This is a genomic window from Agrococcus sp. UYP10, assembly GCF_040547205.1.
GTDB lineage: Bacteria > Actinomycetota > Actinomycetes > Actinomycetales > Microbacteriaceae > Agrococcus > Agrococcus jenensis.
The window spans coordinates 1,976,113-1,992,989 of the sequence record NZ_JBEPPG010000001.1 but is presented as its reverse complement, the minus strand read 5'-3'; the positions used below and the strand labels follow the sequence as shown (position 1 = coordinate 1,992,989).

Sequence of the window (16,877 nt, the reverse complement as noted above, 5' to 3'; positions counted from 1 at the left end):
CGTCGCCATGACCTGGCTCAGCCAGAACCTCCACATCGTCGGCGCGCTGCTCGTCGACCACCTCGTGCTGTCGATCGTGCCGATCGTGCTCGCGATCCTCGTGTCGGTGCCGCTCGGCTGGCTCGCCTCCCGCTACCGCCGCGCCCGCACGCCGCTGCTCACCGGCACCGGACTCCTCTACGCCGTGCCGTCGCTGCCGCTGTTCATCATCGTCGCGCCGATCATCGGGGTGCCGGTGCGCTCCCCCGTCACGATCGTCGTCGCGCTCACGCTCTACGGCGTGGCGCTGCTCGTGCGCGGCGCCGCCGACGCCTTCGGCTCGGTGCCCCGCGAGACGATGCTCGCGGCGGATGCGATGGGCCACTCCGCGTGGGCGCGCTTCTGGCGCGTCGAGCTGCCGCTCGCCGGCCCCGTGCTGCTGTCGTCGCTGCGCGTCGTGGTGGTCTCGACCGTGAGCCTCGTCACGGTCGGCGCCGTGGTCGGGGCGTCGAGCCTCGGCACGCTCTTCACCGACGGCTTCCAGCGCGGCATCGAGGCGTCGATCGTCACCGGCATCGTGCTCACGGTCGTCGTCGCGTTCGCGCTCGACGCGCTCGTCGTGCTCGCGGGCAGGCTCGCGATGCCGTGGCGACGGGCGGTGGCGGCGTGAACCTGTTCGCGGAGGCGATGGCCTACCTGCTCGACCCTGCCAACTGGGCAGGGGACGGCAGCATCGGCCTGCGGATCCTCGAGCACCTCGCGTTCTCCGGAGCGGTGCTGCTCGTCGCCGCGGCGATCGGCATCCCTGCCGGGGTGCTCATCGGGCACACCGGCCGCGGCCGCGGGCTCGTCATCGCGCTGACGAGCGGCGCGCGCGCGATCCCCACGCTCGGGCTGCTGACGATCTTCGGGCTGCTGCTCGGCATCGGGTTCGAGGCGCCGTTCCTCGCCCTCGTCGTGCTCGCGCTGCCGCCCGTGCTCGCGGGCGCGTACGCCGGCGTCGAGTCGGTGGACCGGCTCGTGATCGGCGGGGCGCGGGCGATCGGCATGACCGAGCGGCAGATCCTCACCGGCGTCGAGCTGCCGCTCGCGAGCCCCGTGCTCATCGGCGGGCTCCGCTCCGCAGCGCTGCAGGTCATCTCGACGGCGACGCTCGCGGCGTACGTCTCGGACACCGGCCTCGGCCGGCTCATCTTCTCCGGCCTGAAGACCCGCGACTACGGCGTCATGCTCGCCGGCTCGCTGCTCGTCGCGCTGCTCGCGCTCGTCGTCGAGCTGCTGTTCCAAGCCGCCCAATCCGCGGCGGCCCGCCGCGCCGAACCACTCGGCACCCCACGCACCACCGCGCGCGCACGCGCATCAGAGAGGAACTCCGCATGACCACTCCCATCCGCAGGGCGGGCCTCGCGCTCGCCGCGCTCGGCACCGCCGGTGTCGTCCTGGCCGGCTGCTCGAGCGCCGACCCGCTCGAGGAGAGCCCCAGCACCGCGCCGAGCGGCAGCAGCGAGAGCACGACGCTCGTCGTCGGCTCGCAGGACTACTACTCCAACGAGATCATCGCCGAGCTCTACGCCCAGGGGCTCGAGAACGCCGGCTACACGATCGACCGCCAGCTGCGCATCGGGCAGCGCGAGGTCTACCTGCCCGAGATCGAGTCCGGCTCGATCGACCTCTTCCCGGAGTACACCGGCCCGCTGCTGCAGGTCTGGGCCGACGCCCCGGAGGAGCGCGAGAGCGACGAGGTCTACGCGGCGCTCACCGAGGCCGCGCCCGAGGGCATCACGATCCTCGACCAGGCACCCGCCACCGACCAGGACTCCTACGTGGTGACGCGCGAGTTCGCCGAGCAGTACGACCTCACGACGGTCGCCGACCTCGCGAACGTCGACGTGCCGCTCACCATGGGCGCGAACTCCGAGGCCGAGACGCGGCCGAACGGGCCGCAGGGCCTCGCCGACGTCTACGGCATCGAGGTCGGCTTCACGCCGATCGAGGACGGCGGCGGCCCGCTCACCGTGCGCGCGCTGCAGGACGGCGACGTCCAGCTCGCGATCCTCTACACCGCGCAGCCGGAGATCGCCGAGAACGACCTCGTCGTGCTCGAGGACACCGAGGGCCTCTTCCTGTCGTCGAACGTCGTCCCGGTCGCGAGCGACCGCGTCGACGAGGAGGCGCAGGCGGTCGTCAACGAGATCAGCGCGGCGCTCACGTCGGACGAGCTCATCGAGCTCAACCGCCGCAGCACCGTCGACCAGTCGCCGGCCGCCGACATCGCGGCAGCGTGGCTCGAGGAGCAGGGGCTGCTCGGCTGAGCACGCCGCGTCGGGGTCAGTCCTTCAGCATGCGGTGCATGCTGATGTGGCCCCAGGTCGGGCCGGTCGACACCCGCTCGTCCAGGTGACGGAACCCGCGCCGCTCGTAGAACCGAGCGGCGCGGGCGTTCCCGTCGATGAGCCAGAGGTAGTGCGGCCGCTCGTCGACGACCTCGTCGAAGAGCACGCCGCCGAGCCCGGTGCCATGCAGGTCGGCGTGCACGTAGAGGCGCCCCAGCTCGCGCGCAGCCGGCGCGGGCACGAAGCCGAGCTCGACCTCCCACGCCGCCGGGGCGGGCTCCGCGGCCGCGACGCCGACGATGCGGTCGCCGAGCCACGCGATGCGCCGCTGCGCGTCGCCGGGCGCGGCGAAGGCGTCCGCGAGCCCCTGGATGTCGGCCTGCGCGAGGCCGTCCTCGTGGAAGGCGTCCGGCAGCAGACCGGCATAGGTGCGCAGCTGCTCCTCGACGAGGAACAGCGCCCACGCGGGCGCGTCGGCCGGGGTCGGCGGGCGCAGCTCGACGCCATCGGGCAGGGGTCGGGAGGATGCGGGCACCGAGCCACGCTACCCGCCCCGAGCGGGGGCGCGTCATAGGCTTGCGCCGTGACCGACACCGCGCTCATGACCGACCGCTACGAGCTGACGATGATCGACGCCGCGCTGCGCGCCGGCACGGCGTTCCGGCCCTCCGTCTTCGAGGTGTTCGCGCGCCGGCTCCCGGGCGCCCGCCGCTACGGCGTCGTCGCCGGCACGGGCCGCTTCCTCGAGCTGCTCGCCGACTTCCGCTTCGGCGACGACGAGCTGCGCTTCCTGCGCGACGAGCACATCGTCTCGAGCGAGCTGCTCGACTGGCTCGCCGACTACCGGTTCTCGGGCGACATCCGCGGCTACGCGGAGGGCGAGCTGTACTTCCCGGGCTCCCCCATCCTCGTCGTCGAGGGCTCGTTCGCGGAGGCGGTCGTGCTCGAGACGCTCGCGCTCTCGGTGCTCAACTACGACTCGGCGGTCGCGAACGCCGCCACCCGCATGACGCGCGCCGCGAAGGGCCGCCCGGTCGCCGAGATGGGCTCGCGCCGCGCGAACGAGGAGGCGGCGATCGCCGCCGCCCGCGCCGCCTACATCGCCGGCTTCGGCGCCACCTCCAACCTCGCGGCCGGATCGCGCTGGGGCATCCCCACGATGGGCACCGCCGCGCACTCCTTCACGCTGCTGCACGACTCCGAGGCGGCCGCCTTCCAGGCGCAGATCGACGCGCTCGGCGTGGGCACGACGCTGCTCGTCGACACCTATGACATCGAGCAGGGCATCCGCACGGCCATCGAGGTCGCCGGCACCGGCCTCGGCGGCATCCGCCTCGACTCCGGCGACCTCGACGAGGTCGCGAGCGAGGCGCGGGCGCTGCTCGACTCGCTCGGCGCCACCGGCACGCGCATCACCGTCACGAGCGACCTCGACGAGTACGCGATCGCGGCGCTGCAGGCGAGCCCGGTGGACGCCTACGGCGTGGGCACGAGCCTCGTCACCGGCTCGGGGGCGCCCGCGGCGGGCATGGTCTACAAGCTCGTCGCCCGCCAGGGCGACGACGGCGCGTGGGTCGGCGTCGCGAAGCACTCCGAGGACAAGGCGTCGAAGCCGGGCGAGAAGGTCGCCGTGCGCACGCTCGAGCAGGGCGTCGCCGTCGAGGAGACCGTGCTCGTCACCGACCACCGGCCCACGCTCGACGCGGCGGCGGCCGGCGGCCGCGCGCTGCAGGTGCCGCTCGTGCAGGGCGGCGAGATCGACGACCGCTGGCTCGGCCGGCAGGGCGTCGCCGCCGCTCGCGAGCGCCACGACGCCGCCGTCGCGGAGCTCCCGAACGAGGCGCACCGCCTCGCGCGGGGCGAGCCGGTCATCCCGACCGTCTTCCGCTGAGGACGGCCTACTCCTGGCGGAGCTTCTCGTAGATCTCCTTGCAGGCGGGGCAGATCGGGAACTTCTCCGGGTCGCGGCCCGGGGTCCACTTCTTGCCGCACAGCGCGCGCACGGGCTTGCCCGAGAGCGCGGACTGCAGGATCTTCTCCTTCTTGACGTAGTGCGAGAACCGGTCGTGGTCGCCGTCCTCCACCGACTCCTCGTTGAGGAGCTTCTCGAGCTCGCGGTCGAGCACGTCGGTGCTCCCGCCGGCGCCGATCGAGCCGGGGCCTGCGGTGTCGGGTGCGGGCAGCTGCGTCATGCCTCCATCATCCCACGACCCGGCATCCCGCGACCCGGCATCGCACGCTCAGCCTGCTCCCGGCTCGTGGCGGCATGCTTCTCGTCTGCGCCGGATGCCCATCCGGCACCGGATGAGGGAGAACCATGCAGGAGATCGAACGCGACGACGACCTCGGCTGGCTCGTCGCCACGCTCGACCGCATCCTCGGCGTGCAGCGGCCGCTCGTGGTCAACCACCTGCGCTCGCTCCGCCGCAAGCACCCGGAGCTGTCGCCCGCGCAGGTGATCGAGCGGCTCGAGAAGCAGTACCTCGCCGCCGTCACGAGCGGCGGCGCGGCCGTCGGCGCGACCGCGGTCGCCCCCGGCATCGGCACCGCCGCGGCGCTCGGGCTGACCGTCGCCGAGACCGTCGGCTTCCTCGAGGCGAGCGCCTTCTTCGCGCAGGCCGTCACCGAGGTGCACGGCATCCAGGTCGAGGACCCGGAGCGCGCGAAGGCGCTCGTGATGGGGCTCATGCTCGGCTCCGGCGGCAAGGCGCTCGTCAAGCGCGTCGCCGAGCAGTCGCTCGGCCGCGGCGCGGCCGGCAGCGCGTTCTGGGGCGAGCTCGTCACGTCCCGCCTGCCCACCGGCATGATGGGCCAGGTCGTGGACTTCCTGCGGCGCGCCTTCCTCAAGCGGATGGCGCGCAACACCGGCGCATCGATGCTGGGCCGCGCGCTGCCGTTCGGGATCGGCGCCGTCGTCGGCGGCGTGGGCAACCACATCCTCGGCCGCCAGATCGTGCAGGCGGCGCGCGAGGCCTTCGGTCCCCCGCCGGTCGCCTTCGACCCGAGCCTCGCCCCGGTCGTGCGCGAGGTGCGGCCGAGCCTCGGCGAGCGCATCCGCGAGGCGCGCGCGATCGAGCGCGAGGGCCTTGGCGGCGGGCTGCGGCGGCTGCGGCAGCGGCGCGCCGACGTGCCGCCGGTCGACGAGGACCTGCCCCTCGAGGACAGCGCGCCGCCGGCCCCCGAGGGGACCGACGGCGCGGGGACCGACGGGGGTCGCGGCTAGCCGAGCTCGCTCAGCGTCACCTCGGCCTCGGCCTCGTCGCCGTCGCGGAGGTAGGCGACGGTCACGGTCTCGCCGCCGGCGTGGGCCCGCACCTGCGCCGTCGCGTCGGTCGCGCCGGTCACCGGCTGCCCGTCGATCGCGGTCACCACGTCGCCTGCCTGCAGGCCCGCGGCAGCGGCCGCGCCGCCCTCGACCGTCTCGCGGATGAGGGCGCCCACCGAGCCGACGGAGGCATCCGTCACGTCGCTCACGGACGCGCCGAGCAGGCCGTGGCTCGCGGTGCCGTCGGCGATGATCTCGTCGACCACGCGCTGCACGAGGCTCGACTCGATGGCGAAGCCGATGCCGATCGAGCCGGACGAGCTCTCCGAGCCCATGCTCGCGATCGCCACGTTGACGCCGACGAGCTGGCCCGCCGCGTTCAGCAGCGCGCCGCCGGAGTTGCCCGGGTTGATCGACGCATCCGTCTGCACGACCGGGATGGAGATGTCCTCCGCGGCCGCCTGGGTGCCGTCGGGCTGCCAGAAGCCGAAGGGCTGCTGCTGCGACTGGTCCTCCTCGCTCGGCGCGGCGCTCGAGGCGATGCGCAGGCCGCGGTCCACCGCCGAGACGATGCCGTCGGTCACCGAGTTCGAGAGGCCGAGCGGCGCGCCGATGGCGATCGCCGTGTCGCCGACGCGCACGTCATCGCTCGCGGCGAACGTGATGACGGGCAGCTCCGCGTCGACCTTGATGACCGCGAGGTCGACGATCGGGTCGGTGCCGACGATCTCGGCGGCGAGCAGCCGGCCATCGCTCGTCTCGACCGTGATGGTCGCGTCGGCGGCCTGCCCGTCGAGGGTGACGACGTGGTTGTTCGTGACGATGTAGCCGCCCGCCGCGATCGCGACGCCCGACCCCTCGCCCGAGCCGGAGCTCGACGAGGCCTGCACGGTCACGACGGAGGGGCCGGCCGCCGCGGCGACGTCGGCGATCGTCGACGGGTCGGAGACCGTCTCGCCGGTCGCACCGGCGCCCGGCGCCGACTGCGTCTGCGGCTGCTGCTGGCTGAGCGCGAGCGCGCCGCCGCCGAAGCCCGCAGCGCCGCCGAGCAGCGCCGCCGCGACGAGCGACGTCACGACGAGGCCGGTGCGCCGGGATGCGCGCGGCGCAGCAGCGGCGGGTGCCGGCTGCTCGCCGATCGGCGCGTAGGCGAGCGTCGGGTGCTCGGCGCCGGGGACCGGCGGCGCGCCGTGGGCGTACGGGCCACCCTGGGCATGCGGGCCGCCCTGGGCATGCGGGCCGCCCTGGGCGGACGGCGAGGAGGGCTGCTGCCAGCCCTGCCAGCGCTGGCCGTCGGGGGCCGAGGCCTGAGCGGGCTGCTGCGGCTGCTGCTGCGGGCCAGCGGGGTTCGGCACGCGATCGTACGGGTTCGTCATGTGCTCGAGCGTGGCACCCGAATCCATGCGGTTCCCATGCGATCCCGATGTCGAGCGTCGGAAGGGAGGCGGGAGCGAGTAGCGTTCGGAGCATGGAGCAGGCACCCTGGCAGCGGACCGCAGCGGGCGCAGGACTGCTCGGCACGGACGGCCGGCTCGCGCCGACGATCTTCGCCGAGATGACCGCCCTCGCGTCGAAGACCGGCGCCCTCAACCTCGGGCAGGGCTTCCCCGACGAGGACGGTCCGCGGGCCGTGCTCGACGCGGCGAAGCACGCGATCGACCACGGCAGGAACCAGTACGGCCCCGGCCGCGGCAGCCAGGAGCTCATCGACGCGGTCGTCGAGCACCAGCGGCGCTTCTACGGCATCGGGCTCGGCCGCGGCGACGTGCTCGTCACCGCCGGCGCGACCGAGGCGCTCGCCGCGACGATGCTCGCCTACCTCTCCCCCGGCGACGAGGTGATCGTCTTCGAGCCCTACTACGACGCCTACGCCGCGGTCGCCGCGCTCGCCGGCGCCGTGCTCGTGCCCGTGCCGCTCGCCGCACCTGACTTCCAGCCCGACCCCGACCGGCTGCAGCGCGCGGCGACGCCGCGCACGCGCATGATCATCGTGAACTCGCCGCACAACCCGACGGGCACCGTCTTCGACGAGGCGTCGATGCGGCACATCGTGCGCGTCGCCGAGCGCCGCGACGCGATCATCGTCACCGACGAGGTCTACGAGCACCTCGTCTACGACGAGCGGCACGTGCCGATCGCCACGATCGACGCGGCGCGCGACCGGCTCGTGTCGATCTCGTCGGCCGGCAAGACGTTCTCCGTCACCGGCTGGAAGGTCGGCTGGATCATGTCGACGCCGGAGCGCATCGCCCAGATCAGCGCCGTCAAGCAGTACCTGACGTTCGTGAACGGCGCGCCGTTCCAGCCCGCGGTCGCCGTCGGCCTGCGGCTCGCCGACGAGCACTTCGACACCATCCAGCAGACCTTCGCCCGCAAGCGCGACATCCTCGCGCGCGGGCTGCGGAAGGCCGGCTTCACGGTGCACGACGCGATGGCCGGCTACTTCCTGCTCGCCGACGCCGCGCCGCTCGGCATCGACGACGCGACGGCGCTCGCCCGGCGCATGCCGGAGCTCGTCGGGGTCGTCGGCGTGCCGCTGCTCGCGCTCGCGCGGCCGTCGCGGCGCGACCTGCGCTCGACGATGCGGTTCGCGTTCTGCAAGTCCGACGACACGCTCCACGAGGCCGCCTCGCGGCTCGCGGGGCTCAAGAGCGCGGTGCTGCAGCCGGTGCCCTGAGCCCGCCGCGCTGAGCGCGCTGCGCAGCGCCCGCCGCGCACCGCGCGCCGTCGTCCTCAGGCGATGCGGTAGCGCCGGTTCGCGAGCGACGGGTTGCGCACGCGCGTCGCCGCGGTGACCTCCGCGTCGATCGGCGCGACGGCCAGGCCCTCCCCGTCGCCGAGCGCTGCGAGCGCCACGCCCATGGGGTCGACGATGAGCGAGCAGCCCACGCCGAGCGGCGGCGCCTGGTCGGCGGCGACGACGTGCACCGTCGACTCGATCGCGCGGGCCGTGACGAGCGTCGTCCAGTGCCGCTCCTTCTGCGGTCCGCGCACCCACTCGGCGGGCACGACCACGACGTCGGCGCCCGCGTCCACGAGCCGCCGCGTCGCCTCCGGGAAGCGCAGGTCGTAGCAGGTCTGGATGCCGATGCGGGTGCCGAGCGCCTCGACGACCGGCACCTGTCCGGGGTCACCGGCCGTCAGCCAGTCGGACTCGCTCGACCCGAACGCGTCGTAGAGGTGCACCTTGCGGTAGGCGACGCGCACCCCGGTCGCGTCGACGGCGACGACGGTGTTCGAGACGCCGCCGCCCCGGCGCTCGAGCAGGCCGGCGACGACGAGCGCGTCGTGGGCGGCCGCGCGCTCCGTCAGCATCGCGGCGAACGGTCCGTCGAGCTGCTCGGCGGCCGCGGGCGCGGTGGCGGCGAGGTCGCTCGAGCAGTGCTGCGAGTACTCGGGCAGCACGATGAGGCGAGCGCCGCGCGCGGCGGCCGCATCGATCCAGGCGGCAGCAGCATCCCTGTTCGCGTCCACGTCCTCGCCCGGCGCCCACTGCACGGCCGCGGCCGTCAGCACTCCGTCTCGCTCGTCCATGCTCCGAGCCTACGGCGGCGGCCGTGCGCGGGCTGTCGGGAGCCGTGGCGAGCCGCGTGCGCTTCCAGCATGCGGATGCCAAGATCGCACCGACGAAGGGAGCAGGATGCTCGTGGCATTCTCCGTTGCACCCGGCACCGCCGGCCCGGACGGCTCCGTGCACGACGCGGTCGCCGCGGCCGTGCGCGTGGTCCGCGAGAGCGGGCTGCCGCACCGCACCGACGCGATGTTCACGACGATCGAGGGCGAGTGGGATGCGGTGTTCGACGTCGTGCGCCGCGCGACCGACGCCGTCCTGGCGCTCAGCCCGCGCGCATCCCTCGTCCTCAAGGCGGACATCCGGCCCGGATGGACGGGTGAGCTCGACGGCAAGGTCGTCAGGCTCGAGCAGGCCCTGGAGGGGGACGCATGAGATCCGAGCTGTTCGCAGAGGCGAATCAGGAGACCCAGTCGACCGAGCGGTGGGTGAAGCAGTCCAGCTACATGCTGCGCACGAACGTCGCGAACGGCGGCGACGTGCTGGCCGCGAAGGGCGCGATGGTCGCCTACCAGGGCCAGATCGAGTTCCAGCACGAGGGTGCCGGCGCCGCGCGCATGCTGAAGAAGCTCGTCACCGGTGAGGGCGCACCGCTCATGCGGATGCGCGGGCAGGGCGAGGTCTTCCTCGCGCGGGACGCCGCGAACGTCTTCACGGTGCTGCTCGAGAACGAGGGCCTGTCGGTGAGCGGCAAGAACCTGCTCGCCTTCGACGCGAACCTGCAGTGGGACATCAAGATGCTGCGCAGCGGCAACATCATGGCCGGCGGCCTGTTCAACCTGGAGCTCGGCGGCGCCGGCACGGTCGGCGTCTCGTGCGAGGGGCAGCCGATGCTGCTCGACTGCTCCCGCCAGCCGACGTTCGTCGACCCGAACGCCGCGGTCTGCTGGTCGTCGAACCTGCAGCCGAGCGTCGTGAACAGCATGAACATGCGCTCGCTGCTGCGCGGCGGCACGGGCGAGGCCTTCCAGCTCGCGTTCCACGGCCCGGGCTTCGTCGTGGTGCAGCCGAGCGAGGGCCGGCAGCAGGTCTCGGGCTCGAACGGCGGCAGCAGCAGCGGCGGCGGCATCGGCGGGCTCTTCGAGTAGCCCGCGAGGCACGCGCGCCGCGTCAGGCGCGCGTGCCCCTGGCCGCCCAGGCGACCGCGCGCACCTCGAAGGGCGGCTCGGGGAGCAGCTCGCCGCAGCGATCGCGCAGTCGCTCGCGCGCGGCCGCGTCGAGGCCCGCCACGTGGTCGCCCGCGGGCCCGACCCCGAGCTCGAACGGCTGCCACCACGACGCGACGTCGGGGAAGGCGACCGTCACCGCGATCGGCTCCTCCCGCACGTCCCGCAGCCCCGCCGCCTGCAGGAGGTCCGCGAGCTCGCCGCGGTGCGCGCCCGGCCGCCGCGCCTCCGAGGGCGGCTCCCCCGGCCCGTCGTGCAGCGAGGCGACGGCCGCCCAGAAGGCGCCGAGCGGGCCGGTCGCGTGGTCCCAGACGCACGCGGCGACCGTGCCGCCCGGGCGCGTGACGCGCGCCATCTCGGTCAGCCCCTGCACGGGGTCGCGCATGAAGTGCACGACGAGCTGCGCGAGGGCGGCGTCGAACCTCGCGTCGGCGAACGGCAGCGCCTCGGCGACGCCCTCGACGACCTCGACCGACGGGTGCCTCGCGCGCGCGGCCGCGACGAAGCTCGGCGAGGGGTCGATCGCCGTCGCGGTCGCGCCGCGCGCGAGCAGCTCGTCCGTGAGCGCGCCGGGGCCGCTGCCGACGTCGAGCACCGCGCCCGCTGCGGCGGCCGCGACTCCCGAGAAGTCGGCGAAGACCGCGGCGAGCGGCACCGAGAACCTGCCCATGAACCGGTCGTACGACTCGGCTGAGACCGCGAAGCCCATGCGGCGAGGCTAATCGCCCGCGCCACGACGCAGAAGAGGCCCCCTCGCGGGGGCCTCTTCGTGTGCCGCAGTTCGCGGACTTCTTGTTGCGGGGACAGGATTTGAACCTGCGACCTCCGGGTTATGAGCCCGGCGAGCTACCGAGCTGCTCCACCCCGCGGCACAAGAAGAGACGTTACCAGGGACTGGGCAGCAGGGCAAATCGGCCCCACCGGATGCTTACGGCGCGGTGGTCTCCTCCGGCGCCGGCGTCTCCGCCGGAGCCTCCTCGGGCGCTGCCTCGCCCTCGATCTGGGCCGAGAGCCGGATGGCCTCCGCGAGCGCCGTGGTGAGCCGCTCGTCGGCCTCCGCGGCCGCGACGAGGTCGTTCTCGGCGTAGGCGGCCTGGCGCTCCTGGAGCGCCGTGCCCGCCTGCGCGATCGCCGCGTCGAGCTGCGTCTGCAGATCCGTCTCGGGCGCGGGCTGCTCGCCCTCCTGCCCGGGCTCGGTCGGCACGGGGTCGACGCCGGAGTCACCCGCGTCGGCACCGGAGTCGCCGCCGAAGAGCGAGTCGAGCGCCTCGTCGAGGGTGTCCTCGAACGCGATGTCGTCGCCGAACGCGACCAGGATCTTCCGCAGCACCGGGAACGAGGTCGCACCCGTCGACTGCAGGTAGACCGGCTGCACGTAGAGCAGGCCGCCGCCGACCGGGAGGGTCAGCAGGTTGCCGTTCAGCACCTCGGTGGAGCCCTGCTGCAGGATGTTGAGCACCTGCGAGACCTCGGCGTCGGTGTCGAAGTTGTTCTGCACCTGGCCGGGGCCGGGGATCGATCCCTCCTTGGGCAGCGACTGCAGCGTCAGCCTGCCGTAGTCCTCGCTCACCTGCCCTGGTGTGCTGCCGGCGTCGGCGTTCACCGAGAGGTAGCCGTAGAGCACCTCGCGGCCGTCGCGCGGGATGAAGGTGGAGTAGAGCGTGAACGCGGGGTCCTGGCCGTCCACCGACATCGTCAGGTAGTACGGCGGCTGCGGCGGCGCGGTGACCTGCGCGTTCGACCACGTCGGGTCGGAGGGCGTCGCCCACTGGTCGTCGCCCGAGAAGAAGGTCGCGGGGTTCGTGACGTGGTAGTCGCCGAGCACGTTGCGCTGCAGCTTGAACATGTCGGCCGGGTAGCGCACGTGGCTCATGAGCTCGCCCGACATCGCGCTCATCGGCTGCACCGTGCCCGGGTAGATCTGCATCCACGCCTGCAGGATCGGGTCCTCGGGGTCCCACGCGTAGAGCGTCACCGACCCGTCGTACGCGTCCACCACGGCCTTCACCGAGTTGCGCATGTAGTTCACGATGTCGCCGGCGGTGAGCTCGGGGTTCGCGTTCGTCACGTCGGCGATCGTCTGCGCGATCGAGCGGTGCGACGAGTACGGGTACATCGAGGTCGTCGTCATGCCGTCGACGATCCAGACGAGCCGCTGGTCGACGACCGCCGGGTAGGGGTCGCTGTCGAGCGTCAGGTACGGCGCGACGGCGGCGACGCGGTCGCGCGGGTCGCGGTCGTAGAGGATCTGCGAGTCGGCGGTGACGGCGTCGGACAGGATGATCTGCTCCGACTGGAACTTCAGCGCGTAGACGAGGCGGTTGATGAACGAGTCGAGCTTGGGGCCGCCGTCCTCCGAGAAGGTGGTGTTGGCGTTGCCGCTGCCCTCCTCGGCCGACCGCGGGTAGTCGAGCTCGAGCGGCGCGGAGCCCTCGGCGCCGCCGACGATCGAGTAGTCGGGCGTCGACTCGCCGAAGTAGACGCGCGGCTGGTACTCGCCGAGCGCGCCCTCGGTCGGGATGCCCTGCTGCAGGAAGACCGGCTGGCCCTCGGGCCCGCGCTGGTTGCCGTACGCCGCGACGACGCCGTAGCCGTGCGTGTAGACGATGTGCCGGTTGTACCAGCTGTCCTCCTCGAGCCCCGAGAGGTCCAGCTCGCGCACCGCGATCACGGTGTCCTGCGTCTGCCCGTCGACCTCGTAGCGGTCGACGTCGAGCTGCTCGGCGAAGCCGTAGTACTGGCGGTACTCCTGCAGGTTCGCGAACGCGTCGGTGACGAGCGCCGGGTCGATGATGCGGATGTTCGCGGTCGTCTCGGCGTCGGCGCGGAGCGCGCCGGGCTCGGCGTCCGTGCGCGCATCCGACTCGCTCTCGACCATCCCGTCGATGCCCCACGCGGCGCGGGTGGCGTCGATGTTGCGCTGGATGAACGGCTCCTCGAGCGTGCGCGCGCTCGGGTCGACCTGGAACCGCTGCACGATCGCCGGGTAGGCGACGCCCACGACGAGCGAGGCGGCGATGAGCAGCGCGGTGCCGACGATCGCGATGCGCCAGCGGCCGATCACCGCGGTGATGATGAAGAAGATGGCGACGAGGCCCGCGATGCCCGCGAGGATCTGCGCGCCGGGGATGGTGGCGTTCACCTCGGTGTAGCCGGCGCCGGTGGCGAGGAAGCCCTGCGAGGTCATCGCGAGCGCGGCGTACTGGCCGAGCCAGATCGAGACGCCGAGCGCGAGCATGTAGAGCGCCACGATGATCGCGAGCTGGATGCGCGCGGAGCGCGAGATGCGGAACTCGCGGCCCGTCACGCGGATGGCACCGTAGAGATAGGCGGTCGCGAGCGTCGCGACGCCGCTGATGAAGAGCACCGCGAGCGCGAAGCCGACGATCTGCTGGTAGAGCGGCAGCTCGAAGACGTAGAAGCTGATGTCGAACCCGAACTGCGGGTCGGTCTCGCCGAAGGGCGTGCGGTGCAGCCACAGCTGCGCCGTCTCCCACTGCGTGGCGGACGCGATGCCGGCGAAGAGGCCGAGCACGACGGGCGCGGCCCACATGCCGACCTGGCGCAGCGGCTCGACGAGCTCCTGGTAGCGGTCGAGCTGCGAGTTGAGCTGCGCGTAGACGGGGCGCGAGCGGAAGGCGATCTGCACGCTGATCGCGAGCGGCACCGCCATGCCGAGGAAGCCGATGAGGAACATGACGGCAATCGACAGCCAGCGCGTCTGCAGCACCTGCACGAAGCCGAGCTGGTCGAACCACAGCACATCGGCGTAGAACCCCGAGAAGAGCACGAACGCCCCGATGATGGCGGCGACGATCAGGATCGTGATGAGCAGCGGCGATGGACGCTGCCGCCTGACGGTCGCTGGGGTCGGTCGTTCGGCGTTGGAAGACACGTCGTTCAGCTCCAAGGTGCGGGGCGGGCGGTGCCGCTCATGGTATCCGCCCCGCCTATGAGCAGACCGCGCTACGGCGCGGGCGCAGCCTCGCACGTCGGGAGCGCCGACGTGTCCTCGTTCATGGCCACCGCGTCGATCGCCGCCATCGCGTCGTCGAGCGTGTCGACCGCGAAGACGGTGAGCCCCTCGGGCACGTGCCCGACGACCTCGCCGCAGTTCTCGACCGGTGCGAGGAAGTGCGTCGCGCCGGCGTCGACCGCGCCGTGCATCTTCTGCACGATGCCGCCGATCGGGCCCACATCGCCGAGCGCGGCGATCGTGCCGGTGCCGGCCCAGCGCGTGCCGGCGGTCATCGCACCGGGGGTCAGCTCGTCGACGACCCCGAGCGCGAACATCATGCCGGCGCTCGGTCCGCCGACGTTCGGCAGCTGGATGTCGACCTCGAACGGGAACGTGAACTCGTTCGACGGGTAGATGCCGACGATCTTCTGCCCGTCCTCGACGACCGGCGTCACCTCGACGGTGAGCGCCTCGTCGCCGCGCTGGATCTCGAGCGTCGTGGGGCCGTCGACGGCCGCGATGGACGCGCGGATCGAGAAGACGTCGTACGCCGCCTCGCCGTTGACGCGCAGGATGCGGTCGCCCTCCTCGAGCAGGCCCTCGGCGGGCGAGCCGGGGATGACGCCGGCGATGCGCACGTCGCTCTCGACCTCGAGGCCCTCGTGCAGCAAAGCGGCCGCGACGGCCGCGGACTGCGAGTTCTGCATCTCGATGCGGCCCGCCTCGTTCGACTCCTCCACCGACACCTGGGGCGGGAAGGCGGCGGCCATCGGGATGATCGAGTCGGACGGGTCGAGGTATGCCTCGGCGACGTCGATCCAGGTGAGCGGCCGCTGCGGGTTGCCGAGCAGCGACACGGTCAGCAGCCGGAGCTCCCCCTCGGTCGGGTACGTCTCGGCGCCGTCGATCGTGATGAGCGGGCCGGCGTCGGTGGCGCCGAGGGTGTCGAAGGTGGGGCCGGGCGTCTCGACCACGTAGGGCGACGGCAGGAAGGCGAGCGCGAGCGACGCGACCGCCGCGATGCCCAGCCCGACCCATCCGGCCCGGCGCACGCGGCGGGGCCGCACGTCCGGGAACCGGTGCTGCACCGGGTGTTCGCGGACGGCGGAGGACGGGATGGGCGGATTCCCCGCGGGTTGCGACATGCTGCGGCTAGCGTAGTCGCATGCCTGAGGACTCCGACGATCGACGCCCTGAGGACGAGCTGCGCGAGATGCTGCAGAAGTTCCTGTCGGGCGATGGGCCGATCGATCCCGCCCGACTGGCAGGCGCTGCCGGCATGCCCTCCGATCCCGCGCAGCTGCAGGCCCTGATGGCCCAGCTGCAGGCGGCGCTCGCGCGCACCGAGGACGGCATCGACTGGGAGGCGTCCCGCCGCCAGGCCGCGGCCGTCGTGCAGCGCGACCCGGGCTCGGTGTCGAGCGCCGAGCGCGACGCGGTGCGGCAGGCGGCAGAGCTCGCGGCGCTGTGGCTGAGCGAGACGACCGACATCGGCGCGGCCGCGACCGAGCTGCAGCTGCTCTCGCGGCAGCAGTGGGTCGACGCGACGATCCCCGTGTGGCAGGAGATGAGCGAGCCGGTCGCGAACAGCATCTCCGACGCGCTCACGGCCGCGATGCAGGAGCACGCGCCTGAGGAGGCGCAGGAGATGCTCGCGGGCGCGGAGCGCATCCTCCGCAACGTCGGCGGCACGATGTTCGCGATGCAGCTCGGCAACGTGGTGGGCCAGCTCGCCGGCGAGACCGTCGCGGGCGGCGACTTCGGCTTCCCGCTGCTCGAGGGCACCGCGGCGCTGCTGCCGGTCAACCTGCGCGCGGTGGCAGAGGGGCTCGAGATCCCCGAGGACCAGGTGCGCATCTGGATGTCGGCGCGCGAGCTCGCGCACGCCCGGCTCTTCCACCACGCGCGCTGGCTGCGCCTGCACGTGCTCTCGTCCGTGCGCGAGTACGCCGAGGGCATCCGCATCGACGTCGACCGGCTCGAGGAGCTCGCGGAGTCGTTCGACCCGACGAACCCCGACGAGCTGCGCGAGGCGCTGAAGAGCGGTGCGCTCATCCCGCCGAAGACGCCCGAGCAGGTCGAGACGCTCGCGCGCCTCGAGACGACGATCGCCCTCATCGAGGGCTGGGTCGACGCGGTCACCGAGACGGCGACCGCCAGGCTCCCGAAGCGCGAGTCGATCGCCGAGATGGTGCGCCGGAGGCGCGCGACGGGCGGCCCCGCCGAGAAGGCGTTCGGCACGCTCGTCGGCCTCGAGATCCGGCCGCGCCGGCTGCGCGAGGCGGCCGCGTTCTGGCGCGCGGTGACGGATGCCGTGGGCGCCGAGGTGCGCGACTCGCTCTGGGACCAGCCCGACCTCATGCCCGACGGGGCCGACATCGACGACCCCTCGCGCGTCATCGCGCGGCTGCAGGGTGCCGGCGAGCTCGACGAGATGGACCTCGCGCTGCAGGAGCTGCTCGACGACGCCGAGCGCGCGGAGGGCGAGGCGCCCGCCGAGGCCGAACCGACCGAGGCCGACGACGCGCCGAGCGACGACCCGGGCGACGGCACGGGCGAGGACACCCCGCCGCAGCGCTGAGCCGGCCCGCGAAGCGTAGACCGG

At 73.2% G+C, this 16,877-nt stretch carries 16 protein-coding genes and 1 tRNA gene; 9 read left to right on the top strand and 8 right to left on the bottom strand.

What is annotated here, in order from left to right; genetic code table 11:
* Window positions 1-7 precede the first annotated feature (7 nt).
* Genes ABIB37_RS09850 through ABIB37_RS09840 form a run of 3 tightly spaced genes read left to right on the top strand, consistent with a single transcriptional unit; the run spans window position 8 to window position 2,291 of the window.
* Complete coding sequence (locus ABIB37_RS09850; RefSeq protein WP_354259855.1) at window positions 8-649, top strand: ABC transporter permease; 642 nt, start codon at window positions 8-10, stop codon at window positions 647-649.
* The gene (locus ABIB37_RS09845) at window positions 625-1,359 is read left to right on the top strand and encodes an ABC transporter permease (protein WP_354259853.1); all 735 of its coding nucleotides are present in this window, start codon (window positions 625-627) and stop codon (window positions 1,357-1,359) included. Before ABIB37_RS09850 ends, ABIB37_RS09845 begins: the two co-directional genes overlap by 25 nt.
* The gene (locus ABIB37_RS09840; protein WP_354259850.1) at window positions 1,356-2,291 is read left to right on the top strand and encodes an ABC transporter substrate-binding protein; all 936 of its coding nucleotides are present in this window, start codon (window positions 1,356-1,358) and stop codon (window positions 2,289-2,291) included. The genes ABIB37_RS09845 and ABIB37_RS09840 overlap by 4 nt, the downstream gene beginning before the upstream one ends.
* 16 nt (window positions 2,292-2,307) lie before the next feature.
* Here ABIB37_RS09840 and ABIB37_RS09835 read toward each other — a convergent pair whose 3' ends face one another.
* Entirely contained in the window at window positions 2,308-2,847 is a 540-nt protein-coding gene (locus ABIB37_RS09835; protein ID WP_354259847.1) for a GNAT family N-acetyltransferase, read from the bottom strand.
* A 66-nt stretch (window positions 2,848-2,913) separates the two neighbouring features.
* On the opposite strand from ABIB37_RS09835, the gene ABIB37_RS09830 reads away from it, so the two are divergent.
* A complete protein-coding gene (locus tag ABIB37_RS09830; RefSeq protein WP_502914069.1) occupies window positions 2,914-4,203 on the top strand; it encodes a nicotinate phosphoribosyltransferase in 1,290 nt (429 codons plus the stop codon).
* A gap of 7 nt (window positions 4,204-4,210) precedes the next feature.
* Here the strand turns inward: ABIB37_RS09830 and ABIB37_RS09825 are convergent, their stop codons facing one another.
* Complete coding sequence (locus tag ABIB37_RS09825; protein ID WP_354259841.1) at window positions 4,211-4,504, bottom strand: DUF3039 domain-containing protein; 294 nt, start codon at window positions 4,502-4,504, stop codon at window positions 4,211-4,213.
* A gap of 125 nt (window positions 4,505-4,629) precedes the next feature.
* Here ABIB37_RS09825 and ABIB37_RS09820 point away from each other — a divergent pair, with 125 nt between their 5' ends.
* A complete protein-coding gene (locus ABIB37_RS09820; RefSeq protein ID WP_354259838.1) occupies window positions 4,630-5,535 on the top strand; it encodes a hypothetical protein in 906 nt (301 codons plus the stop codon).
* On the opposite strand, the gene ABIB37_RS09815 is transcribed toward ABIB37_RS09820, so the two are convergent.
* Entirely contained in the window at window positions 5,532-6,953 is a 1,422-nt protein-coding gene (locus tag ABIB37_RS09815) for a S1C family serine protease (protein ID WP_354259835.1), read from the bottom strand. The genes ABIB37_RS09820 and ABIB37_RS09815 overlap by 4 nt on opposite strands.
* Window positions 6,954-7,045: 92 nt before the next feature.
* Here ABIB37_RS09815 and ABIB37_RS09810 point away from each other — a divergent pair, with 92 nt between their 5' ends.
* A complete protein-coding gene (locus ABIB37_RS09810) occupies window positions 7,046-8,254 on the top strand; it encodes an aminotransferase class I/II-fold pyridoxal phosphate-dependent enzyme (protein ID WP_354259832.1) in 1,209 nt (402 codons plus the stop codon).
* Between the two features lie 56 nt (window positions 8,255-8,310).
* Here ABIB37_RS09810 and ABIB37_RS09805 read toward each other — a convergent pair whose 3' ends face one another.
* Window positions 8,311-9,111, bottom strand: coding sequence for a nitrilase-related carbon-nitrogen hydrolase (locus tag ABIB37_RS09805; protein WP_354259829.1), 801 nt, complete (start codon window positions 9,109-9,111; stop codon window positions 8,311-8,313).
* Between the two features lie 106 nt (window positions 9,112-9,217).
* Between ABIB37_RS09805 and ABIB37_RS09800 the strand changes: the two genes are divergently transcribed.
* Entirely contained in the window at window positions 9,218-9,523 is a 306-nt protein-coding gene (locus tag ABIB37_RS09800) for a thiamine-binding protein (protein WP_123698305.1), read from the top strand.
* Window positions 9,520-10,236 carry an AIM24 family protein gene (locus ABIB37_RS09795; RefSeq protein WP_354259826.1) on the top strand — a complete coding sequence of 239 codons (717 nt, stop codon included), beginning with the start codon at window positions 9,520-9,522 and terminating at the stop codon, window positions 10,234-10,236. The genes ABIB37_RS09800 and ABIB37_RS09795 overlap by 4 nt, the downstream gene beginning before the upstream one ends.
* 22 nt (window positions 10,237-10,258) lie before the next feature.
* Here the strand turns inward: ABIB37_RS09795 and ABIB37_RS09790 are convergent, their stop codons facing one another.
* From ABIB37_RS09790 to ABIB37_RS09775, 4 genes are all read right to left on the bottom strand, one after another.
* Entirely contained in the window at window positions 10,259-11,023 is a 765-nt protein-coding gene (locus ABIB37_RS09790) for a class I SAM-dependent methyltransferase (RefSeq protein ID WP_354259823.1), read from the bottom strand.
* 86 nt (window positions 11,024-11,109) lie between these two features.
* Window positions 11,110-11,183, bottom strand: a tRNA-Met gene (locus ABIB37_RS09785).
* 59 nt (window positions 11,184-11,242) lie between these two features.
* Window positions 11,243-14,209, bottom strand: a complete 2,967-nt coding sequence (locus ABIB37_RS09780) for a UPF0182 family membrane protein (protein ID WP_354259820.1) — start codon at window positions 14,207-14,209, stop codon at window positions 11,243-11,245.
* 71 nt (window positions 14,210-14,280) lie between these two features.
* On the bottom strand, window positions 14,281-15,417 hold the full coding sequence (locus tag ABIB37_RS09775; protein WP_354259818.1) for a YlbL family protein: 1,137 nt from the start codon (window positions 15,415-15,417) through the stop codon (window positions 14,281-14,283).
* A 20-nt stretch (window positions 15,418-15,437) separates the two neighbouring features.
* On the opposite strand from ABIB37_RS09775, the gene ABIB37_RS09770 reads away from it, so the two are divergent.
* Entirely contained in the window at window positions 15,438-16,853 is a 1,416-nt protein-coding gene (locus ABIB37_RS09770) for a zinc-dependent metalloprotease (protein ID WP_354259815.1), read from the top strand.
* Window positions 16,854-16,877 lie beyond the last annotated feature (24 nt).